We start from the raw sequence: 22,247 nt of genomic DNA, 5'->3' as shown, positions 1-22,247 counted from the left end.
TCGTCAATAAAATTAATATCATCTGATTACCAGATGGTATTAATTTTTTGCATAAATTTGCAAACTGAAAAATAATAACAAGTATCAACGAGAGATAAAAAAGATTATCGAAGGATAAGATTAAGACCTTAATTCATAATCACTCTCAAAAACAAATTTAAAATGGCAAGATATACTGGTCCTAAAACTAAAATCGCTCGTAAATTTGGCGAAGCAATATTTGGAGATGATAAGTCTTTTGAAAAAAGAAACTACCCTCCAGGTCAACACGGAAACAATAGAAGACGTGGAAAAAAATCTGAATACGCAATCCAATTAATGGAAAAGCAAAAAGCTAAATATACTTATGGTATTTTAGAGCGTCAATTTAGAGGTTTATTTAAGAAAGCAAGAGCAGCACAAGGTATTACTGGTGAAGTTTTATTACAATTATGTGAGTCTAGATTAGATAACGTAGTGTTTAGAATGGGAATCTCTCCTTCTAGAAGTGGTGCAAGACAATTAGTATCTCACAGACATATTACTGTAAATGGGGAATTAGTAAATATTCCTTCTTATCAATTAAAAGCTGGAGATGTTGTTGCTGTAAGAGAAAAATCAAAGTCGCTAGAGGCTATTGAAAGATCTTTATCAAACTCAAGTCACGTTTACGAATGGATTACTTGGAATGATGATACAAAGCAAGGAACTTATGTTTCTGTTCCTGCTAGAATTCAAATTCCAGAAAACATTAACGAACAATTCATCGTCGAATTATATTCTAAATAATAAATTAATCATATTGGTATTTAGCCAAAGGATTTATTAGTCTTCTTCAAACTTTTAGATCGCGCAACTAAATAACAATTAAAACGAAGAAAAGTATGGCAGTATTTAATTTTCAAAAACCAGATAAAGTAATCATGATTGATTCTACTGATTTCGAAGGTAAATTCGAATTCAGACCACTAGAACCTGGTTACGGATTAACAGTAGGTAACGCACTAAGAAGAGTTTTGCTTTCTTCATTAGAAGGGTTTGCAATTACATCGGTTAGAATTGAAGGTGTAGATCATGAGTTTTCTGCAATTGCTGGAGTCGTTGAAGATGTTACAGAAATCATTTTGAATTTAAAACAAGCACGATTTAAAAGACAAATTGATGATATTGATAATGAATCCATTTCAATTTCAATTTCTGGTCAAGATAGAATCACAGCTGGTGATTTTCAAAAATTCATTTCAGGATTTCAAGTATTAAATACAGAATTAGTTATCTGTAACTTAGATCCTAAAGTTAATTTTAACTTGGAAATTACTATTGAAAAGGGTAGAGGTTATGTTCCTGCAGAAGAAAATAAGAAAGCTGCTGCACCAATAGGAACTATCTTTACAGATTCAATTTACACACCAATAAAAAACGTTAAGTATAGTATTGAAAACTATCGTGTAGAACAAAAAACTGATTATGAAAAATTAGTTTTTGAAATTATTACTGATGGTTCAATTACACCACAAGATGCTTTAACTGAAGCTGCTAAAACATTGATTCACCACTTCATGTTATTCTCTGATGAGCGTATTACTTTAGAAGCGGATGAAATAGCACAAACTGAAACATATGATGAAGAATCATTACATATGAGACAGTTGCTTAAAACGAAGTTGATCGATATGGATTTATCTGTACGTGCACTTAACTGTTTAAAAGCTGCAGAAGTAGATACTTTAGGAGATTTAGTATCATTCAATAAGAACGATTTAATGAAATTCAGAAACTTCGGTAAGAAGTCTTTAACAGAGCTTGAAGAGCTTGTAAATGTTAAAGGATTAAATTTTGGAATGGATTTAAGTAAATATAAATTAGATAAAGACTAGAGAATTTTAGATTAACGATTGATGATTTTTGATTTCAGTCGTAAATACTTGAAAACGCTATTCTAAAAATTAAATTAATTAATCATATTTTGCTCCTCTATTAAATGAGTTTGGTAGCAAGATGATAAACAAAAGTCATGAGACACGGAAAAAAATTCAATCATTTAGGTAGAAAAACTGCTCACAGAAAATCAATGTTGGCAAATATGGCTTGTTCTTTAATAGAACACAAACGTATTAATACAACAGTTGCTAAAGCAAAAGCTTTAAAACAATTTGTTGAGCCAATGATTACAAAATCTAAGGAAGATACCACACACAACAGACGTATTGTGATGGCTCGTCTTAGACAAAAAGAGGCAGTTGCTGAATTGTTTAGGGATGTTGCAGCTAAAGTTGCTGATCGCCCTGGAGGTTATACAAGAATTATTAAGCTTGGTAATCGTTTAGGAGATAATGCAGATATGGCTATGATAGAACTTGTAGATTACAACGAAATTTACAATGCAGATAAGAAGCCTAAGAAAACAACAAGAAGAAGTAGAAGAGGTGGTTCTAAACCTGCCGCTGCTCCGGTTGTTGAAACTAAAGCAACAAACGAAGAAGAATAAATGTTAATAAGCATTTAAAATATTAAGGATAAACTATTTTAGTTTATCCTTTTTTTTATGCAATTTTGTAAAACCCAAAGTTCCCACGCAGGTGGGAATCTCATCAATTGAATATGAAACTTTATGTATTGAGCTTTTTTATAAATTGAAAGTTTAAGTTGAGATTACGCATAAAGTTATGAAACATGTAAAAGAGTAAAATGAAATATCAAAAACGACAAAAAGCGATCATTCTTCTAGCAGATGGTACTATTTTTTACGGTAAAGCAGTGGGAAACAAGCAAGGAACATCTTTTGGTGAAGTATGTTTTAACACGGGTATGACCGGTTATCAAGAGATTTTTACGGACCCATCTTACTTTGGTCAATTAATGGTGACTACCAATGCGCATATTGGTAACTACGGAACGAATACAGATGAAGTAGAATCCGATTCTATTAAAATTGCAGGGTTAATTTGTAAAAACTTCAGTTATGTTTATTCTAGAGTTGATTCTGAAGGTTCTTTAGAAGAATTTTTAGATAAAAACAATTTGTTAGCCATTTCTGATGTTGATACCCGGGCTTTAGTGAGCTATATTAGAGATCATGGAGCAATGAATGCTGTTATTTCTACAGAGGTTGATAATATTGAAGGTTTGAAGAAACAATTGGCAGAAGTTCCAAACATGGAAGGTTTAGAATTAGCATCAAAAGTGTCTACTAAAGAACCTTATTATTTTGGAGATGAGAATGCAACTTATAAAGTGGCGGCTTTGGATATAGGAATAAAGAAGAATATCTTACGAAATATAGCAAGTAGAGACGCTTACATAAAAGTGTTCCCATATAATGCTAAGTTTGAAGATCTAGAAGCTTTTAAACCAGATGGATACTTTCTATCAAATGGTCCAGGAGACCCTGAGCCATTAATTGAAGCACAGAATTTGGCAAAGGAAATTATAAAAAGAGATTTGCCTTTGTTTGGTATTTGTTTAGGACATCAGGTTATCGCTAGAGCCAATGGTATATCTACCTATAAAATGCACAACGGTCATAGGGGGATCAATCACCCTGTAAAGAACCTAGTGACTGGAAAAGGGGAGATCACTTCTCAAAATCATGGATTTGCGGTAAATAGAGAAGAGTCTGAAGCAAATTCAGATTTACAGGTAACACATGTCCATTTAAACGATCATACCGTTGCAGGATTAGCTATGAAAAACAAAAATTGTTTTTCGGTACAATATCACCCTGAAGCAAGTCCTGGACCACATGATTCGTCATATCTTTTTGACCAGTTCATTGAAAATATCAAAAAATAAATCACGTAAAAAGCCTCAAAAAATATTTTTTGAGGCTTTATTTTAGAAAAAAACCTAGATGGTTTACATTGAGGTTTCAGTTGAAATTACCATTCTCGCGTTTGTGCTGAACTTGTTTCAGTAAAATCAGAGATTCATAAATTCATTATTGTAAAATGTAAAACATTGAATAACGTGGGAATCTAAAAATTAAAGAACTTTTCGAAATGATTTAGATGACTTTAAAGTTGATAAAAAGTAATACCGAATAGCTCTTTTGTTTTACTAAAACGTTATAGATGTCCTTTTGAGTATTTCTTCAAAAACATCTTAAAACAAACAAGATTTAACCGTAAATTTGAAGTATTAAAAGTTTAAAAATAACTAATTATGAGTATAATAATTAATATCCACGCAAGACAAATTCTAGATTCAAGAGGTAACCCTACCGTTGAAGTAGATGTAGTAACTGAAAATGATGTATTGGGAAGAGCTGCCGTACCATCTGGCGCATCGACTGGAGAACATGAAGCTGTAGAATTACGTGATGGAGGTAGTGCCTATATGGGAAAAGGTGTTACTAAAGCAGTAGAGAACGTAAATTCTATTATTGCTGAAGAATTATTAGGAGTTTCTGTATTCGAACAAAATTTAATCGATCAAATAATGATTGATTTGGATGGTACACCAAATAAATCAAAATTAGGAGCTAATGCTATTTTAGGAGTTTCTTTAGCTGTGGCAAAAGCTGCTGCAGGAGAGTTAGGTTTACCGTTATATCGCTATGTAGGTGGTGTTTCTGCCAATACATTGCCATTACCGATGATGAATATCATTAACGGAGGATCTCACAGTGATGCACCTATTGCATTTCAAGAGTTTATGATTATGCCTGTAAAAGCTAAAAATTTCACACATGCCATGCAAATGGGAACTGAAATTTTCCATAACCTTAAAAAGGTTTTACATGATAGAAATTTAAGTACTGCAGTCGGAGATGAAGGTGGGTTTGCACCAAATTTAGCAGGAGGAACAGAGGATGCCCTGGAAACTATTGCAAAAGCAGTTGAAAATGCTGGATATAAATTTGGTGATGAAGTTAAAATCGCTTTAGATTGCGCTTCTGCTGAATTCTATGAAAATGGACAATACGATTACAAAAAATTTGAAGGAGATACAGGTGTCGTAAGAACAAGTAAAGAGCAAGCCGATTACTTAGCAGAATTAGTAGCTAAGTATCCAATTATCTCTATTGAAGATGGTATGGATGAAAACGATTGGGATGGTTGGAAATACTTAACAGAATTAGTCGGTGATAAAGTGCAGTTAGTAGGAGATGATTTATTTGTAACTAATGTAGAACGTTTATCGCGTGGTATTGATGAAAGCATCGCAAATTCGATCCTTATTAAAGTAAATCAAATTGGAACATTAACAGAAACGATTGCTGCTGTTAACATGGCACATAATGCAGGTTATACGTCTGTAATGTCTCACCGTTCTGGAGAAACTGAAGATAACACGATTGCAGATCTAGCAGTTGCTTTAAATACTGGGCAAATTAAAACAGGTTCTGCGTCTCGTAGTGATCGTATGGCTAAATACAATCAGTTACTTCGTATTGAAGAAGAGTTAGGATCAGTTGCTTATTTTCCTCAAGAAAAAGCATTTAAAATAAAATAAAGAAGCGATTATATTTTATTCAAAAAGCGATTGTTATTTTCAACAATCGCTTTTTTATTTAGCATCAATTTTAATAATATTCAAATTGATTAATTCGTTCGTGATAAGCTTTAAAAATAGGTCGATATTTCGTAATTTAGCGTTCCGCATAACAAATATAAATTCACTTAAAAATATGGCAAATACTGCTTTCATAGAAATTAACGGTCAAAAAAATGAATTCCCTTTAGTAGAAGGAACAGAAAACGAGGTAGCTATAGATATTACAAAACTTAGAGGGACTACCGGAGGAGTAATAACTATAGATCCTGGGTATAAAAATACAGGTTCTTGTGAAAGCGCCATTACATTTTTAGATGGTGAAAAAGGTATTTTAAGGTACAGAGGTTATTCTATTGAAGAACTAGCAGAAAAAGCTGATTTTTTGGAAGTAGCTTATCTTTTAATTTTTGGAGAATTGCCTACTAAAGAGCAAAATGATAAATTTCATAATGATATCAAAGCAGAATCGATTGTTGATGAGGATGTAAAAAAGATTTTAGATGCTTTTCCTAAAGCGGCACATCCTATGGGAGTTATATCATCTTTAACAAGTGCCTTAACAGCATTTAACCCTTCTTCGGTAAATGTAGATTCTGAGGAGGATATGTATAAATCTGTTGTAAGGATTTTAGGAAAGTTTCCAGTATTAGTTGCTTGGACACTTCGCAAAAAACAGGGGTTACCACTTGATTATGGAGATGATTCTTTAGGATACGTAGAAAACATTTTGAAAATGATGTTTAGAAAACCTCATGGAGAATATACACAAAACCAAATTTTAGTAGACGCTTTAGATAAGTTGTTAATATTACATGCAGATCATGAACAAAATTGTTCTACATCTACAGTAAGAATTGTAGGTTCATCTCATGCAGGGTTATTTGCTTCACTTTCTGCGGGTATTTCTGCACTTTGGGGGCCACTTCACGGTGGTGCTAATCAAGCTGTATTAGAAATGTTAGAAGCTATTAGACAAGATGACGGTGATACTAAAAAGTATATGGCCAAAGCGAAAGATAAAAGCGATCCTTTCCGTTTAATGGGCTTTGGGCACCGTGTATATAAAAATTTCGATCCTCGTGCTAGAATTATTAAAAAAGCAGCAGATGAAGTTTTGGGAGATTTAGGAATTGAAGACCCCATTTTAGATATTGCAAAAGGGCTTGAAAAAGAAGCATTGGAAGATCCTTACTTTGTAGATAGAAAATTATACCCGAATGTAGATTTTTATTCAGGTATAATATATAGAGGTATGGGAATACCAACAGATATGTTTACGGTGATGTTTGCTCTAGGACGTTTGCCTGGTTGGATAGCACAATGGAGAGAGATGCGTTTACGTAAAGAACCAATTGGAAGACCTAGACAGGTTTATATTGGTGAAACAGAAAGAAAGTTTATACCTATTAACAAAAGATAAACTTTAATACTTTTTGTATTATTATTAAGCTTCATAAAAAAATTATGAAGCTTTTCTTTTTTTTGAGTAATATTTTTAGAATAATTCAAAAAGTGTTTAATTATTATTAGTTTTGCCTCCTTAATAATAAAATATCTTTTTAGGGTTATAGTATGTTAGAATTAAATATTAAAAATGAAACATCAAGATTAAGAGCCGTTGTTTTAGGTACAGCCCAAAGTAATGGACCAATTCCAAAAGTTGAAGATTGCTACGACCCTAAAAGTATCGAGCATGTTATAGCCGGGACTTACCCAAAAGAAGAAGATATGGTTTTAGAAATGGAAGCTGTTGCTGCTGTTTTTAAAAAATATGATGTCAAGGTATACCGGCCAGAAGTTATAAAAGACTGCAATCAGATATTTTCACGGGATATTGCTTTTGTAATTGAAGATAAGATTATTCGAGCTAATATTTTACCTAATAGGGAAGAAGAGGTAAAAGCTATAAAGCATGTTTGGGATCAAGTTGAAAAAGAAAAGAGAATTATATTACCAGAAGCGTGTCATGTAGAAGGAGGAGACGTGATGCCGTGGAACGATTATATTTTTATAGGAACCTATTCAGGTAAAGATTATCCAGATATTATTACAGCTCGTACAAATACAGACGCGGTTATAGCCATTCAAGAACTATTTCCTAATAAGATTGTAAAATCGTTTGAGCTTAGAAAGTCTAACACCATTGCAAAAGATAATGCGTTACATTTAGATTGTTGTTTTCAGCCAATTGGTACAAATAAAGCCATTATACATAAAAATGGTTTTTTAGTTGAAAAAGAATATGAATGGCTTGTTGACTTTTTTGGAAAGGAAAATATATTCGAAATCACGAAGGATGAAATGTATAATATGAATAGTAACGTGTTTTCCATTTCTGAAGACGTTATAATTTCAGAAAAAACCTTTACACGACTAAATACTTGGCTGCGCGAAAAAGGATTTACTGTTGAAGAAGTACCTTATGCTGAAATAGCTAAACAAGAAGGGTTGTTGCGTTGCTCTACACTACCTTTGATTCGGGATTAAATACTGAATATATAAGAAAGAATCTTAAAATTTTGAACTTTTATGTTCATAGGAATCAGTGCTAAGCACTGAATAACTGGACTTTTTTGATGCTTTTATTTATCACATACGTAGAGTTAACAATTCCTAACTTTAATTTGGTGAAACTATAAATAGAAGTTCTGATTGTATTATTTACACGAAATTATTGATAAACTTTTACAAAGTCTATAATCATTTGAACCGGTAGATTATCGGGGTTCACTTTACCAACCCAAGCCCCTCCAAGTTGTTGGTCTATTAAAACATAAAAGGGTTGATCATACGGCCATTGGGACGAATCTACCCCTTTTACTCTTGGATATATAAAAGTTTCTTCATCATTTAAAGTAAATACTAATTTATCTGGATACCATTCCAGACCATAAGTATTAAAACGGGAAGTATCTACTTTTGTGGTTCCATGGTGCGGTGGTGTTTCTTTTTGTTTTAATTCTAATGTGTAATAGGAGTGTGTTGTTTGGTAGATGATATCGTCAAAATTAAGGTGTTCCATAATATCAATTTCTCCATTTCTTGGATAAGCACCATATTTCTTTTGTTCGGCTAACATCCATATGGCGGGCCAAGCACCTTGAGCACTCTCAAGTTTTGCACGAATCTCAATCTTACCGTATTGAAATGCAAATTTACCTTTGCTATATATACCTCCTGTTAAAAAAGGTCTCGGATCGTTCAAAGTATCTTGGTTGATAATCCCTTTTAAAAATAAGTTTCCATTTGAAATAGAATAACATTGTTGATTACTAGTCATATGTTTGCCCCAATCTGCATTATTAGGTGGAATTCGAGTCCATTTGGTTGTGTCTAGCTTAGCGTTATCAAAATGGTCTTCCCAAATAATGCGCCAATCCATCCTGTCTCTACCATTTTTTTGTAAATAAATATATGAATCAACGATATCAGAAGGGACTTCTTTACAATTGACTAAAAAAATCGTTAATATTGATATTAACCAGTAGTACTTTTTCATTTCTTTTTCAAGTTAATTAAAAATAATGTTCTTTAACTATTTGTATTATTAGTCCACGTTTATTTCGTGGCAGGAAAATCCTGTTTTGAAAAGTTGCGTCAAAACAGTTAGTTGAACCACGCCTTTGTCGTGGCAGACTAATCTCGCTTCATGTGCTGAACTTGCTTTGGTATCTAGCAGGATCTCAGGTTTAATACCTCGACCCTTGGGTCGATTTTCTGGGGCCAGGGCTTAATACCTCTTATTTTTATCAAACGTAAAAAACGAAATCATCTGTTCTTCTACGCAAAGTTAAGTTTTACATTTATTAAAAACGTATTTAATAATTCAAATAGTTATACTTTTGCATCATAATATTTTTAATAAAATGCAACAGACTACAAATACCATTTTAATGATTCGCCCTATAGGTTTTAGGATGAATGAACAAACTGCAGTAAATAACTATTATCAAAAAGTAATTGATAATTTATTGCCAGAAACGGTTAATGCCAAAGCGCAGCAAGAATTTGATACGTATGTTGAAAAACTAAGAGGAATAGGAGTGAATGTTGTAGTTGTTAATGATACAGATGTAGCAGACACGCCAGATTCTATTTTTCCAAATAACTGGGTGTCGTTTCATGAAAATGGTGATGTAGGTTTATATCCAATGTTTGCAGAAAACAGACGTTTAGAGCGTCGTGAAGATATTTTGAATACCTTGGAAGAAAATGGGTTCCTAATAAATAATATTGTTGATTATACTAGTGCCGAGGAAGAAAGTGTATTTCTTGAAGGTACCGGAAGTTTGTTGTTAGATCGTGAAAACAGAAAAGCATATTGCGCATTGTCTCCAAGAGCAGATGAAGATTTGTTTATTGAATTTTGTGAAGATTTTGAATATACACCGATAATATTTACTTCAAATCAAACAGTAAATGGCGTGCGCAAAGCTATTTACCATACTAATGTTATGATGTGTTTAGGAGAAACTTTTGCCGTTATATGTTTAAGTAGTATTGATGACAAAAAAGAACGCAAAAATGTGATCGGTCATTTAAAAGAAAATAATAAAGAGATTATTGATATCACCGAAGCACAGGTGAATAATTTTGCAGGCAATATGCTGCAAGTAAAAGGGGCTAACGATGCCCGTTATTTAATTATGAGTCAAGCAGCTTATAATTCTTTAACAGCATCACAAATCGAAAGCTTAGAAAGACATACCAAAATATTATCAAGTTCTTTAAATACTATTGAAGCTTGTGGTGGTGGTAGCGCACGTTGTATGATGGCAGAAGTATTTTTACCTAAAGCTTAATCTTAATCTTCATTAGGTCTAGACTTAGGCAATTGCACATAGAATGTACTACCTACCCCTTGTGTGCTTTCAACCCAAATTTTACCATTATTCAATTCTATGAGTTCTTTACAAATAGAGAGTCCTAAACCAGTACCTTTTTCATTGTTGGTACCAACGGTGGTGAAAGAACTGTTTTTGAATAGTTTTTCTAAGTTTTGTTTAGAAATACCAATGCCTGTATCCGCGATACTTATAATACAGCTCCCATTGCTGATATGGTTCGAAATAGTAATCGTATCTCCACTTTTACAGAATTTTAAAGCATTTGCAAGTAAGTTCTGAACAACAATTTCAAACATACTTCTGTCTGCATAAGCAAAGTCACGTAAAGAATGGTCGGTTAAAGTAATACCTTTATTCTCCATACGCTGTTCAATAAGATTGACCTTATCTTCAAAAACTTCTTGTATATCAAATAAACTAGGCTTTGGCTCTAAGGACTGCATTTGAGATTTAGACCAGTTTAATAAATTAAACAATAATAATGATGCATTGTTTGCGTTTTCACTTAATTCTGGAATTAAATTATCAAACTCTTCTCTAGACAACGAACCGTCTTTAAGTAAATCGATAAAACCATTAATGGAAGACAAAGAGTCTTTTAGATCATGAGAAACAATAGAAAATAGTTTGTCTTTTACATTATTAACATTTTCAAGGTGCTTGGTTTGCTCTTGAAATGCCACGTTTTGTAATTCAATTTTAATGTTTTTTTCTTCTAATTCTTGAGTGTACTTTATATTGTTATTACGCTTCAGGTAAATTAGAACTAAAAAAGTAGACATAATAGCGAGTGCTGCTAATAAAGCGTAAAAAATTAGCTTAAATCTATCAAACTCTTTTTTTGTTTTAGCTGTTTCTATTTTCGTTACAGGATCAACTACGTGTTTATTGATAACTGGTTTGTCAAAACCGGGATCTAGCTCAAGTTCTAGAGGTTCATCCGTTTTTGAATCTATTTTTACTTCATTTTTATTAAGCTTATTTTTTAAATCGTAATATTGACGTTGCCAAACAAAAGCTCTGTCAAATCGTTTTTTTATAGAATCTAACGATTTCATCAATTTGTAATGCTTAAGCAGTTCCGTTTTATTATCTATATTTTTTGCAATGGCGCCAGCTTCAAGTAATTGCTTTTCAGCTGTGAGTAATTGACCTTGTTGTAAATTTAAATCACCAAGGTTATTTAAAGCAGTTAATAATCCCTCTTTATAACGACCACGTCTATTAAGCCTTAAACCTTTTACTAAATAATCAGCCGCATTATCATAATCGTTAAACTTTAAATATTCACCCCCTAATTTAGAGTAAATACTTCCGCGTACAGAGTCATTACTTGTCTCTTTGTTGGCTAATACTTTTTCGTAATACTCTATCGCTTTTCTGTGTTCCTTTTTAAAAGAATATAATTCAGCTAATTGACTGTTTGATTGATTGATTCCCTTAACATCATTTAACTGTTCCTGAACATTTAAGGCTTTTAAATAAAATTCTATCGCTTTATCGTAAGCATTAATGTTATAATATGCATCTGCTAAGTTGCTATAGGCTAATCGTAGGTCATGTACTAAATGTCTTTTTTCTAACTCTTTAATAGCAGCAAGGGAGAACTGTAACCCTTTGTTGTAATTCCCTCGTTTAATTTCAATTAAACCAATACTGTTATTTACTTTAGCAACTCCAAGCGTGTCCTTTAATTGATTAAATAAAGCTTTAGATTTTTCATAACCACTAACTGCGTTTATATAATCGTCTTTTTTTGCATAAATTAATGCTTTGTAATAAGTGATCTCTGCAATACCTTTATTATAATTTATATTATTGGAAAGTTTCTCACTTTCAATAATATATTTTAAAGCTTTATCATAGTCATTTATATCGTAAAGCGACTTAATAAGTTTTAATGATGTTTGTATTTTTAAGGTATCTTGACTTTGGAAAGCTAATTCTATTGCAAGGCTATCTACATCATTGGTTTGGGAATAACCAATTAACGTGGATAAAAATATAATTAAAGTAATTATTTTCCTCATACAACATTCAAATTACAACTATAAACAAGCAATAATCAATATGTGTCTTAAACTTGAGGGAAAGTAAGATCGCTTTATTAAGTTGTAACGTATTTGTTAGTGTTAAAATTTCCAAAAAATGGATTTATTAATAGCATTACGAAACAAAAATTGGAAAAAGCACTATCAAAATCTAATTTCTGCGTCTTAATACCAATAAATTAGATAAAAGGACATAGGGAATTTAACAAAAAAATCGACGAATAGACGAACGGTAAGAATCATAGAAAAAGAGCGTTTTTATCGACGAAATGCATTTTTTTTTTTGGTGTTTTACTGGTTTTTTTGTAAGACCTTGTAAATGAAGTTTTTATTTGTTTTTTCTTTCAAATAATATTTGAGGTTTTATTTTAGGAATTGGCATTTTTATTAAGGTTAATTTTGAGGTTAATACTTTAATAAAAGTTTTATCTTTGCTCACTTAAAAATCCACTATAAAATGAGCCTTCAAGAGACTTTATCTAATCAAGTAAAGCAAGCTGTAAAATTTAGTTTTAATGTAGAATTGGAAACGGTAGAATTTCAAGCAACCAGAAAAGAGTTTGCCGGTGATATTACTGTTGTTGTTTTCCCAATGTTACGTTTTGTAAAAGGCAACCCTGCGCAAATTGGAGAAACTATAGGTAACTATTTAGTGGAAAATGTAGCAGATGTTAAGGCTTTTAATGTGGTGAAAGGTTTTTTGAATATTGAAATTAGCGATTCGTATTATATCAATTTTTTTAATAGTATAAAAAATAATGAAACCTATGGTTTTGTTTCACCAACGGCGGAAGAAAAAGCGGTGATGGTTGAGTATTCTTCACCAAACACAAACAAACCATTACATTTAGGACATGTACGAAATAATCTTTTAGGTTATAGCGTTGCTGAAATTTTAAAAGCTGCTGGAACAAAAGTTTACAAAACTCAAATTATAAACGATAGAGGGATTCATATTTGTAAAAGTATGTTAGCCTGGAAACGTTTTGGAAATGAAGAAACTCCAGAAAATACGGGTTTAAAAGGAGATAAACTAGTAGGGAATTATTATGTAAGGTTTGATCAGGAGTATAAAAAGGAAATCCAGAGTTTAGTAGCCTCGGGTGAAACAGAGGAAGCAGCCAAAATAAAGGCTCCCATTTTATTAGAAGCTCAAGATATGCTTTTAAAATGGGAAGCAGGCGATGAAGAAACAGTGGCACTTTGGAAGAAAATGAATGGTTGGGTATATGATGGGTTTGATATAACCTATAAAAATTTAGGAGTAGATTTTGATACCTTATATTATGAAAGTAATACCTATTTATTAGGTAAAGAGTTTGTTGCAGAGGGATTAAGATCTGGTGTTTTTAATAAGGAAGAAGACGGCTCTGTTTGGTGTGATTTAACCGAAGATGGATTAGATAAAAAAATTGTATTGCGTGCTGATGGTACAGCAGTTTATATGACTCAGGATATTGGTACGGCGATACAACGTATTAAAGATTATCCAGATGTTGGTGGTTTGGTTTATACGGTTGGGAACGAGCAAGATTATCACTTTCAGGTATTGTTTTTAATTCTTAAGAAACTTGGTTTTGAATGGGCTAAAAATTTATACCATTTAAGTTATGGGATGGTAGATTTGCCAAGCGGAAAGATGAAGAGTAGAGAAGGTACTGTGGTTGATGCCGATGATTTAATTGATGATATGGCTAGTACCGCTGGTGAGATTTCAGAAGAATTAGGGAAACTTGATGGCTATTCTGATGATGAAAAGCAGGCTTTATATAAAACCATTGGTTTAGGAGCTCTAAAATATTATGTCTTAAAAGTAGATCCTAAAAAACGTATTTTATTTGACCCTAAGGAATCAATCGATTTTCAAGGGAATACAGGGCCTTTTATACAGTATACTTATGCTAGAATTCAATCTATTCTAAGAAAAGCAAATGTAAGCGACACTGCAATAGACACCATGGCATTGCATTCAAAAGAAAAAGAACTTTTAAAACAAATTCAATTGTTTCCAGAGGTTGTGCAAAATGCAGCCGCACAACATAGCCCGGCATTAATTGCTAATTATACTTACGATTTGGTTAAGGAATTCAATTCTTTTTATCAAAATGTATCCATCTTAGGAGCAGATAGCGATAGCGAAAAAACATTTAGAGTACAGCTTTCAAATACGGTGGCCAATACGATTAAAAATGGATTTGGGTTATTAGGAATTCATGTACCAGAACGAATGTAGTTTTTTATACTCGTTTAACAGTTAGAAAAGCATAAGGGGATTTTAAACTACATAGCTTTTAAAATCACCTTGTTTTATAAATCCGAGTTTAGAATAGACTCTTTCTCCGGCAATCGATGCCCCCAGTACAGCTTGTTGGCTTGCGTTTTCATAGGCTTCAAATAATAACTTATTGGTCATTATTTTTCCTAGTCCAAAACCTCTGTATTTAGGTAAAGTGCCAATCATGTGCAAACCAGAGATCCCTCTTTTGTCTAATAATAACATGCCGCAACTGGCATATTCATCATGATGTTTTCCTATAAATAATTTCAGTTCTTGACACTCTACCAAAGGTTTTATAGTAGAAGGAAGAATCTTGTAATTAAAAGCTTTTGAAGCTATTCTGGCAAATTCTGTAGCGGTTGTATTATTATCTACTTGATATATCGTAGAAAAATCATTGACAGGTTTAGTTGCTTTATCTAAATCCAGATACATGCCTATTATAGAAGAACTCAGTTTAAAGTCATGATTCAATAACTGCGTTTCAATGGTTTCGTTCTGGAGTAGGAATACTTTATTAGATATTTCATTAGCTTTTATCTTATCGTACAGATTTTGGTAATTTACTTGTTCCTCGTTTAAATCAAAAACAATGTTCGGCCAAGACAAATTGCCGGCTTTTACATAACAATATTGCTGCGTACAATTAAGAAACTGACTACTAGTGCCAACAAGCTTATAGAATTCGAATAGGTTATTAACGATTAAGTTTTCCATATGAAAATTGTTGATTAATAAAATTAAGCATAAGTAATGACATGGTTCCGATAAAACAATACGCTATAACTATAGGAGAAGTCGTATTATTATAAAAACTACCAATAAAAATTGACATCGGAACGGATATAATGGTGGATATGGCACCTACAACAGAAGCACCTAGTCCTGCGATATGCCCTAAAGGTTGCATTGCTAATGCATTTAAGTTGCCAACTAATAACCCATAACTGAAAAGTTGTACGAACATAAATACTATAAATAACCATAAAGAAGGCTGGATAAAATAACTGATACTAAAAAAAAGGATCGCTGTAAAAAGACTACTAAGAATCGCAATTTCCGTTAATAATTTCATACCCAGACTTAATACTAATTTTCCATTGATAAATAAAGCCAAGCCAATGCTACAAGCTAAAAAGGCAAAATAATATGGGTATTGATTTCCTAATTGGTACTGAAATTCAAAAATAGCTTGTGATAGGTTGAGGTATGTGATAAATACTCCTGAGTATAACCCAAGAATAAGGATATATGTAAATGAATATTTGTTGCTAAGGATTTCCTGAGTCGCTTTGAAAAGATGCTTTAACGAAAAGCTTTTTTGTTTGTCTGGAGCTAGTGTTTCTGGCATTCTATATTTGAATAATAGAAATACCAAAATTCCCAAACCGATATATATAATAAATAAAATTCGCCAATTACTAATCATTATTATAGACTTTCCTAAGATAGGGGAGACAATCGGCATGAGTACATATATCACCATGATAAAAGACATGGCTCTAGCCATTCTTCGTCCTTCAAATTTATCTCTGACAATTGCTACGCTTATCACTCTTGGAGCTCCTAAACCGATACCTTGAAGTACCTGTCCTATAAGTAAAATGCTTAAATTGTTGGATACATAAGAAATGATACACCCTAAAAGAAAAAGAATTAAGCCATGATAGATACTCGGTTTTCGTCCAATAGTATCTGATAAGGTTCCGTAAAATAATTGGCTAAACCCCAAGCCTAAATACAGCAAAGAAACAGTTAGCTGAATTTTGTTTTTATCTTTTAATTGAAAGTCGTTTAGAATATCTTGAAAGGCAGGTAATAACATATTGATGGTGACCGATACCAATGCCATGAGGAGTGCTACTAATATAATAAATTCAATAAAACCTAGTTCTCGATTTTTCATAAGGCAAAAGTCGAAACTCCTTGAATCAAAAACCTTAATCTAGATTAAGAAATTATTTTTTTGCTAAAAAATGTCTGACTTTACTTAAATGTTCGGGGCTAATATTAAGGTAAGAAGCAATCATATACTGAGGAACACGGGATTCTATATGATTATATTTCCTTTTGAATTCTAAATAACGTTCCTCTGCCGATTTATTCAATTGATGGAGGGTTCGTTCTTGAAGAGAAATATAAGCTCGTTGGACTTTTAGTCCAAAAAAACGCTCCATGATAGGCACTTGTAAAAATAAAGTTTCTAAATCGGTTTTATGAATTTGTAAAATGGTGGTATCTTCAAGAATATCTATGTGGTATAGGCTAGGAGTTTGGGTTAAAAAACTATGAATGTCACCTATCCACATGTTTTCGATTCCAATTTGTATGGTTATTTCTTTTGCTTGTTTATCAATAAAGTACACCCGTAGAAGTCCGCTGTCAATAAACTTAAAATATTTAGAGATCTTTCCAAAGGATGTCATTTTCTCATTTTTCCTAAACGATTTTGGTTGAAATTTAGAGAGAATGTTTTCTAAATCAGAATCACCAAGATCAATTGTTTTCTTTAAATCTTCTTTTAGGTTTTTCATTTAAATATTTTACAGCTATTTGAGTTTGCAATATAAAAAAGGTTTAAGGTGTTAGGATTTTATGTTTCTGAAAAGGATGTGGTTTTGATTGTGTCACAATGATTCTGTTCTGTAAAGCCTGTGACTTATCAGATCGTGATTTTCATAGAACACGGTGTTGTAGCCAGTTTTTATTTCCGATTTATTATTTGTTCAGCGTATCTTTTGTGATTTTCAAATCCGTTATTTTTTGGATTCTCTAAATCTATAAATTCATTTAAACTTGTGTCATAAACTTGCCATTTATATTTTTTGGCTAACTCAATCAGTTCAAAAAGTCCATTTTCTCCATAAAGATTCAGCATTTTTGTTCCAGTAGGTTCGTCATCAATGAAAAAGTTAATCGAAAAATCAGGACCTTTTATTTCTCTATGATTTTCGTCCGATTTAATTTCTGAAAATGACCTTTCCAGAATATCACTAAATAAAATCGGTTTGAGAATATTTTCTTCGAAATCCAAGTCAGATGGAATCCTTTCGTTTGAGTTAAATAAAACTATTGACCAACTCATAATTTTATGTAATAAATAATAATTGCAATTAAGATTATAAAAAAGTAAAACAAAACTCCAGCAATTCGTGCAGTATCTGCTTGTTCCATTTTCTTTTCAAATCCAAATCTTTCAAAGCGTTCGTATTCAATTTGGTTTGCACTTTTTGAATTCAAACGTGAGTTAGGATTAACAGGAATAATAAAGAAAGTGAACCATTCTTTAGTTGTTAATAGTTCAATTTTCCGTTTTTCTGTATTTTTTAATTCTTGGTTCAAATGCTTTTTTCAAATTGGCTACAACGTATGGATATGTGCATTGGTGTATATATAATTGGGTGTATATACACCCAAATATACATAAATACTCACGAGTCTAAAGGCGTTTTTATAAAACTTAATTTGAAAACCTGTATCTAAGCCATCTATAATAACAGCTTCGACTTTCTTTTAATATTCTACTCATATTTTCAATAAGGTGTAAATATTTAGCTGAAAATAAACTAAATCAAGTTGTTTTTTGATAAAATCAAAAAACCTCTTTAATATCCTCACTTTCAGTATCATCATCTTTTTTTTCAACAAGCTCAATAGTATATTTAGGAAGGTTATCTTTTTTATAAAAAGTTATAGGTACAGGTAATACAGATGCCAAAGCGATCATGAGTATTAAAGCGAAAAGCCTTAATGCCTTTTTTAAAGTCTTCATTATGGGTAATAGTAAATGTAGCATCGAAACGATGTTACAGATTAAAAATTAAATTGAAATATTGCCAGAGTGTTGACAACAGGTAGTAGAATGATTTACTCTATGAAGACGCTTTTAGAATTACGTGTATGTGTTTGAGCAATAAGATTTTGCTCTAGAAGATTGTTGTAATTCTCAAACTGTAAAATAGTTTCTTTTTGAGATTTTAAAGTAATATTAAAGTTAAAAGTATGGATGTTTAGTAAGGACTTAAAACTAAAAACAAGATACTGGTTGTATGCTACTTTTTTAAACTTTTTAAACTTTTTAGTAAAAGGGTTATGTTGTTTTACTGTAGATTGACTACTTCTATATTTGCTAACAGGAAGTTCGATCTGTGGTTTTTCGTAATTAGAAGAAATACTTGTAAACCCCGAAAACGATACTAAAGTAATTAGTAAAACGAGATAGCTAAATATATTTTGTATTCTTTTTAAGGACAACATATTACAAAAATAAGCATTTAAAAATAGATTCTTAAACTTATATTAGGTGTGATACCCAAAGACTCATTTTCAACAGTATTAATCTCATTATTTTCATCTAAAGTATAATACGTATTTATAATATTTTTTTTATTTAAAACATTCCAAACGGATGCACCAAGAGTTGCTCGTGCAGTATCAGAAATATTAAAAGCATAAGTAGCTGAACAATCTGCCCGTAAATAATCATCTAAATTACTGCTGTTAGGAGCAGTGTAAGTAATAACTCGATCATCTGGATTATCATTTGTATCTGGAAGTGTAGTAGGTTTTCCAGAATGCCAATTGAGTCCCAATGCTAATTTAATAGCCTTTTGTGTATAGGTTCCGGCAAAAGAAAATGTATGCCTGATATCTACATTATTAGGAAACTTTTTACCATCGTTTAGAGATGGGAATATATAATTGTTACTACTATAAGAATAAGAAAACCAGCTGCTTATAATATTTCCAAACTGTTTGTTTAATAAGAAATCTAATCCTTGAATTTCATAACTACCTATACTGTTTATAAATTGAAATTGGTTTTGGAACCCTTGACTTCTTGTGATAATACCATCTACTTTTTTTATATAACCTTCGGCACTAATTAATAATTTGTTTTTGTTATAATGAACACCAGCCGATAGTTGTTTGCTTTTTACCACTGGAACAGGGTAGATCGTTTTATCATTAATAACGATGTTATCACTATTATTATTTGATAATACCCATCGACGATTTTCAATGCCTAAAAAGTCATTTTGCAAATCGATAATTTGAGAAGTCGTTTGATGTTTAAATTCACCTAATACTTCGAATTTGAAATTATTTAAAAAACGTTGACTAAATCTTAGTCTAGGTTCTGCTAAAAATAATTTGAACTTGTTTATATAATTTAAACGACCCCCTATTTTTAGATTGGTTTTGGCATTATTCGATAAAAGCGATGTTTCTGCATAAATAGCATGACTTCTAATAACATTTTTAATATAGCTTCTAAAAGCAGGGTTGTTAACGTCTTCTAAATTACTAATACCAACTTCAGAGAATTGGTAGCCGCCATTTATTTTTAATTGGCGATTGTGCTTGTAATTAATATCAAATTTTGAAGAACCGTCATATACTTCGTTTTCCTGAATGAGCCGCTGGTCATTAAAAACGTCAAAATTTGTAGCATCCAAATCATAATTAGAAACATAGACTTGATACGTTGTTGTAAGTTTATTAGTCCAGTCTCTTGTATAGGTTAATCCAATGGCCGAATTTCGTTGTGATAGTTCACTGTCTAAAGCTTCATTTCTATCATTATTACTTAATAATTCTTCGTAATTTAAGTTGTTATTCACGTTAAAAAAATGAAATCTAATTTTGTCTTTTTTAGAAATGTCATATAAGAACTTTGCTGTAATATCATAAAAATAAAACGTCTCATTTTGAGAGATGGTATTGTTACTAGATTGGCTAAAATCTGAATCTTCAAAAACACGTTTAAGGTATTGGTCATATGTAGGTGTTACAATCAGGTCAGTCACAGAACGGCGTGTTGATAGTTGCAGTTCTGTTTTTTTTGATAATGGAATTTTAGCATAAGCATCGGCATTAATCAAATTAAAACCTATCCCACCTTTAAACTCGTTATCAATATCATCTGGTAATTCTATATCTATAATACTCGAAATACCATCGCCATATTTAGCACTAGTACCATTTTTGTACACATTAACGCGTTTAGTTGTGTGTGGGTTGAAGGCAGAAATGAGTCCAAAAAAATGTCCAGATTGATACATTTTTATGCCGTCCCATAATAATAAATTTTGATCGTGCGTACCTCCTCTAACATTTATATTAGATATCTTTTCATCTGCACTTAAAACACCGGGAAGGGCTTGAATAGTTTGTAAAACATCGGGTTCTATCAAGCCAGGAAGAATGCCAAAAGATTCAGGTTTAATAGTAATAGAACCATCATTTAGTTTGGTAATACCATTAGTTAAGTAATTAGTAACAACAACCTCTTTAAGTTTTTGTACCCTGAAGTCGCCCTTTTCTTTTTCCAAGTGTTTAATGGCTATGAAGCGACTATCTAATAATTCAAAATCGAGTTCGATTTTCTTTTTTAGAAATTCTAAGAGAGCAACTAAAGTTAAGTCTTCACTAGGTAAGGCAACTTCTTTATCTTTAATTGTTTCGTCTGCGTAAGAAAAACTGATGTCGTAACGTGCTTCAAGAGTATTTAAAATAACCAAAAGTGATTGCTTTTCTTTTTGAATGCTTTGAGCTTTAAGGCTAGTAACATTCAAAAAAAATAATATAGAAAAAAGAGAAAGAATACCTTTTCTATTCACGTTTTAATATTATAGTATTGTTTGTTTTACTATAAGTTACATGTAAAGGTAAGGTAATTGCTTTTATAGCCACATCTATATTATCATGAGCAAAACTACCTGTAAACAGTTGCTCTGAATCAATATTCATTAAAGTAATATCAACGCCATATTGTCTTTCAAATTCAGCGATAACTGTTTTATAAGGCGAACTTTTAAAGGTACTTTCGTTACTTAACCACGAAGGCTGTGAGCGGTTTTCTTTTTCTTTAGCAATTATTTTCCCATCGATAATTAAAAAACTGTCACCAGGATTTAACTTTCTTTCTTGAGAATTGTAAGTAACGCCAACTAAACCTTCGTAGCAAATAACCTCAAAATAATGGTTCCATTGTTTCACATTAAATTGAGTTCCGTAAACAGTAATAAGCCCTGTTTTTGTTTTTACTTTAAATGATGACCCTTTAGCAACTTTAAAAAAGGCTTCACCATTAAGTTCTACTTCTCTATGATGTTTCCAATCTTTTTTATTGAATATTAATAATGATTTTGCATTTAAGGAGACACTAGAAGCATCTGGTAATTCTATGGTTGTTTTTTGAGCAAACTCCGTAGTTATAGTAGTATCTAAAGTAGTCGTGTAATAATATAGGCCAAAACAAATAGCAAGTATGGCTGCAACACGCATTAATGGCTTAAACCAATAAGTTGATTGCTTTTTACTGCTTTTAATAGTGTTTAAAACAGTATCTAGTTCTTTAGAAGTGTTATAATCATCTACTTTAAAAGCTTGTAAGCCTTCGTTTAACTTCACTAAATCATCATAATCTTCAAGCATTTTAAACGCTTCAAGTTCCTGATCATTTAGATCGTTATTTAGCCATTTCGATATTAAAATTTCTCTGTTCATGATTTCTTATACAACTATATAACAGTTAACTTTTATTTTTTCCTACCCTGATTTTAATTTTTTTTTCAAAAAGCTTAAATTTCA

The 22,247-nt window shown here is 31.7% G+C and carries 20 protein-coding genes; 9 read left to right on the top strand and 11 right to left on the bottom strand.

Features of this window, described 5'->3' with window-relative positions:
- The first annotated feature begins 162 nt into the window (after positions 1–162).
- The 7 genes from rpsD (at position 163) to Q4Q47_RS03635 (ending at position 7,962) form a co-directional block, all read left to right on the top strand.
- Positions 163–768 (top strand): 30S ribosomal protein S4, encoded by a 606-nt coding sequence (rpsD, locus tag Q4Q47_RS03665; protein WP_135877610.1) that lies wholly within the window; start codon positions 163–165, stop codon positions 766–768.
- Positions 769–863: 95 nt separating this feature from the next.
- Positions 864–1,856 (top strand): DNA-directed RNA polymerase subunit alpha, encoded by a 993-nt coding sequence (locus Q4Q47_RS03660; RefSeq protein WP_135877611.1) that lies wholly within the window; start codon positions 864–866, stop codon positions 1,854–1,856.
- A 137-nt stretch (positions 1,857–1,993) separates the two neighbouring features.
- The gene (rplQ, locus tag Q4Q47_RS03655; RefSeq protein WP_303305302.1) at positions 1,994–2,467 is read left to right on the top strand and encodes a 50S ribosomal protein L17; all 474 of its coding nucleotides are present in this window, start codon (positions 1,994–1,996) and stop codon (positions 2,465–2,467) included.
- Between the two features lie 200 nt (positions 2,468–2,667).
- Positions 2,668–3,771: a glutamine-hydrolyzing carbamoyl-phosphate synthase small subunit gene (gene carA, locus Q4Q47_RS03650; RefSeq protein WP_303305301.1), complete on the top strand. Its 1,104-nt coding sequence runs from the start codon at positions 2,668–2,670 to the stop codon at positions 3,769–3,771.
- A 369-nt stretch (positions 3,772–4,140) separates the two neighbouring features.
- Positions 4,141–5,433 carry a phosphopyruvate hydratase gene (gene eno / locus Q4Q47_RS03645; RefSeq protein ID WP_303305300.1) on the top strand — a complete coding sequence of 431 codons (1,293 nt, stop codon included), beginning with the start codon at positions 4,141–4,143 and terminating at the stop codon, positions 5,431–5,433.
- Between the two features lie 175 nt (positions 5,434–5,608).
- Positions 5,609–6,895 (top strand): citrate synthase, encoded by a 1,287-nt coding sequence (locus Q4Q47_RS03640; protein WP_303305299.1) that lies wholly within the window; start codon positions 5,609–5,611, stop codon positions 6,893–6,895.
- Between the two features lie 152 nt (positions 6,896–7,047).
- Positions 7,048–7,962, top strand: coding sequence for a dimethylarginine dimethylaminohydrolase family protein (locus tag Q4Q47_RS03635; protein ID WP_303305298.1), 915 nt, complete (start codon positions 7,048–7,050; stop codon positions 7,960–7,962).
- 184 nt (positions 7,963–8,146) lie between these two features.
- Here the strand turns inward: Q4Q47_RS03635 and Q4Q47_RS03630 are convergent, their stop codons facing one another.
- Positions 8,147–8,974: a glycoside hydrolase family 16 protein gene (locus Q4Q47_RS03630; protein ID WP_303305297.1), complete on the bottom strand. Its 828-nt coding sequence runs from the start codon at positions 8,972–8,974 to the stop codon at positions 8,147–8,149.
- Between the two features lie 367 nt (positions 8,975–9,341).
- Between Q4Q47_RS03630 and ctlX the strand changes: the two genes are divergently transcribed.
- A complete protein-coding gene (gene ctlX, locus Q4Q47_RS03625) occupies positions 9,342–10,277 on the top strand; it encodes a citrulline utilization hydrolase CtlX (protein WP_303305296.1) in 936 nt (311 codons plus the stop codon).
- Positions 10,278–10,279: 2 nt separating this feature from the next.
- Here the strand turns inward: ctlX and Q4Q47_RS03620 are convergent, their stop codons facing one another.
- On the bottom strand, positions 10,280–12,352 hold the full coding sequence (locus Q4Q47_RS03620; protein WP_303305295.1) for a tetratricopeptide repeat-containing sensor histidine kinase: 2,073 nt from the start codon (positions 12,350–12,352) through the stop codon (positions 10,280–10,282).
- 478 nt (positions 12,353–12,830) lie between these two features.
- Between Q4Q47_RS03620 and argS the strand changes: the two genes are divergently transcribed.
- Complete coding sequence (argS, locus tag Q4Q47_RS03615) at positions 12,831–14,606, top strand: arginine--tRNA ligase (protein WP_303305294.1); 1,776 nt, start codon at positions 12,831–12,833, stop codon at positions 14,604–14,606.
- A 42-nt stretch (positions 14,607–14,648) separates the two neighbouring features.
- On the opposite strand, the gene Q4Q47_RS03610 is transcribed toward argS, so the two are convergent.
- From Q4Q47_RS03610 to Q4Q47_RS03570, 9 genes are all read right to left on the bottom strand, one after another.
- Positions 14,649–15,368 carry a GNAT family N-acetyltransferase gene (locus Q4Q47_RS03610; protein WP_303305293.1) on the bottom strand — a complete coding sequence of 240 codons (720 nt, stop codon included), beginning with the start codon at positions 15,366–15,368 and terminating at the stop codon, positions 14,649–14,651.
- Positions 15,349–16,557, bottom strand: a complete 1,209-nt coding sequence (locus Q4Q47_RS03605; protein WP_303305292.1) for a multidrug effflux MFS transporter — start codon at positions 16,555–16,557, stop codon at positions 15,349–15,351. The genes Q4Q47_RS03610 and Q4Q47_RS03605 overlap by 20 nt, the downstream gene beginning before the upstream one ends.
- Before the next feature lie 52 nt (positions 16,558–16,609).
- A complete protein-coding gene (locus Q4Q47_RS03600) occupies positions 16,610–17,185 on the bottom strand; it encodes a Crp/Fnr family transcriptional regulator (RefSeq protein ID WP_303305291.1) in 576 nt (191 codons plus the stop codon).
- Between the two features lie 170 nt (positions 17,186–17,355).
- The gene (locus tag Q4Q47_RS03595) at positions 17,356–17,736 is read right to left on the bottom strand and encodes a hypothetical protein (protein ID WP_303305290.1); all 381 of its coding nucleotides are present in this window, start codon (positions 17,734–17,736) and stop codon (positions 17,356–17,358) included.
- Positions 17,733–17,993, bottom strand: a complete 261-nt coding sequence (locus Q4Q47_RS03590; RefSeq protein WP_303305289.1) for a hypothetical protein — start codon at positions 17,991–17,993, stop codon at positions 17,733–17,735. The genes Q4Q47_RS03595 and Q4Q47_RS03590 overlap by 4 nt, the downstream gene beginning before the upstream one ends.
- A gap of 250 nt (positions 17,994–18,243) precedes the next feature.
- Positions 18,244–18,447, bottom strand: a complete 204-nt coding sequence (locus tag Q4Q47_RS03585) for a hypothetical protein (protein WP_303305288.1) — start codon at positions 18,445–18,447, stop codon at positions 18,244–18,246.
- Between the two features lie 71 nt (positions 18,448–18,518).
- Entirely contained in the window at positions 18,519–18,908 is a 390-nt protein-coding gene (locus Q4Q47_RS03580; protein WP_303305287.1) for a hypothetical protein, read from the bottom strand.
- Positions 18,909–18,925: 17 nt separating this feature from the next.
- Complete coding sequence (locus Q4Q47_RS03575; protein ID WP_303305286.1) at positions 18,926–21,274, bottom strand: TonB-dependent receptor plug domain-containing protein; 2,349 nt, start codon at positions 21,272–21,274, stop codon at positions 18,926–18,928.
- A complete protein-coding gene (locus Q4Q47_RS03570) occupies positions 21,267–22,163 on the bottom strand; it encodes a FecR family protein (RefSeq protein WP_303305285.1) in 897 nt (298 codons plus the stop codon). Before Q4Q47_RS03570 ends, Q4Q47_RS03575 begins: the two co-directional genes overlap by 8 nt.
- Positions 22,164–22,247 lie beyond the last annotated feature (84 nt).

This window comes from Flavivirga spongiicola (assembly GCF_030540825.1).
GTDB lineage: Bacteria > Bacteroidota > Bacteroidia > Flavobacteriales > Flavobacteriaceae > Flavivirga > Flavivirga spongiicola.
The sequence above is the reverse complement of the archived record's forward strand: the minus strand, read 5'-3'. Positions and strand labels throughout refer to the sequence as shown.

Bases quoted from the DNA above. Each gene is read 5' to 3' on its own strand.
- rpsD (WP_135877610.1), top strand. From the start codon at position 163: ATGGCAAGATATACTGGTCCTAAAACTAAAATCGCTCGTAAATTTGGC.
- Q4Q47_RS03660 (WP_135877611.1), top strand. From the start codon at position 864: ATGGCAGTATTTAATTTTCAAAAACCAGATAAAGTAATCATGATTGAT.
- rplQ (WP_303305302.1), top strand. From the start codon at position 1,994: ATGAGACACGGAAAAAAATTCAATCATTTAGGTAGAAAAACTGCTCAC.
- carA (WP_303305301.1), top strand. From the start codon at position 2,668: ATGAAATATCAAAAACGACAAAAAGCGATCATTCTTCTAGCAGATGGT.
- eno (WP_303305300.1), top strand. From the start codon at position 4,141: ATGAGTATAATAATTAATATCCACGCAAGACAAATTCTAGATTCAAGA.
- Q4Q47_RS03640 (WP_303305299.1), top strand. From the start codon at position 5,609: ATGGCAAATACTGCTTTCATAGAAATTAACGGTCAAAAAAATGAATTC.
- Q4Q47_RS03635 (WP_303305298.1), top strand. From the start codon at position 7,048: ATGTTAGAATTAAATATTAAAAATGAAACATCAAGATTAAGAGCCGTT.
- Q4Q47_RS03630 (WP_303305297.1), bottom strand. From the start codon at position 8,974: ATGAAAAAGTACTACTGGTTAATATCAATATTAACGATTTTTTTAGTC.
- ctlX (WP_303305296.1), top strand. From the start codon at position 9,342: ATGCAACAGACTACAAATACCATTTTAATGATTCGCCCTATAGGTTTT.
- Q4Q47_RS03620 (WP_303305295.1), bottom strand. From the start codon at position 12,352: ATGAGGAAAATAATTACTTTAATTATATTTTTATCCACGTTAATTGGT.
- argS (WP_303305294.1), top strand. From the start codon at position 12,831: ATGAGCCTTCAAGAGACTTTATCTAATCAAGTAAAGCAAGCTGTAAAA.
- Q4Q47_RS03610 (WP_303305293.1), bottom strand. From the start codon at position 15,368: ATGGAAAACTTAATCGTTAATAACCTATTCGAATTCTATAAGCTTGTT.
- Q4Q47_RS03605 (WP_303305292.1), bottom strand. From the start codon at position 16,557: ATGAAAAATCGAGAACTAGGTTTTATTGAATTTATTATATTAGTAGCA.
- Q4Q47_RS03600 (WP_303305291.1), bottom strand. From the start codon at position 17,185: ATGAAAAACCTAAAAGAAGATTTAAAGAAAACAATTGATCTTGGTGAT.
- Q4Q47_RS03595 (WP_303305290.1), bottom strand. From the start codon at position 17,736: ATGAGTTGGTCAATAGTTTTATTTAACTCAAACGAAAGGATTCCATCT.
- Q4Q47_RS03585 (WP_303305288.1), bottom strand. From the start codon at position 18,447: ATGCTACATTTACTATTACCCATAATGAAGACTTTAAAAAAGGCATTA.
- Q4Q47_RS03580 (WP_303305287.1), bottom strand. From the start codon at position 18,908: ATGTTGTCCTTAAAAAGAATACAAAATATATTTAGCTATCTCGTTTTA.
- Q4Q47_RS03570 (WP_303305285.1), bottom strand. From the start codon at position 22,163: ATGAACAGAGAAATTTTAATATCGAAATGGCTAAATAACGATCTAAAT.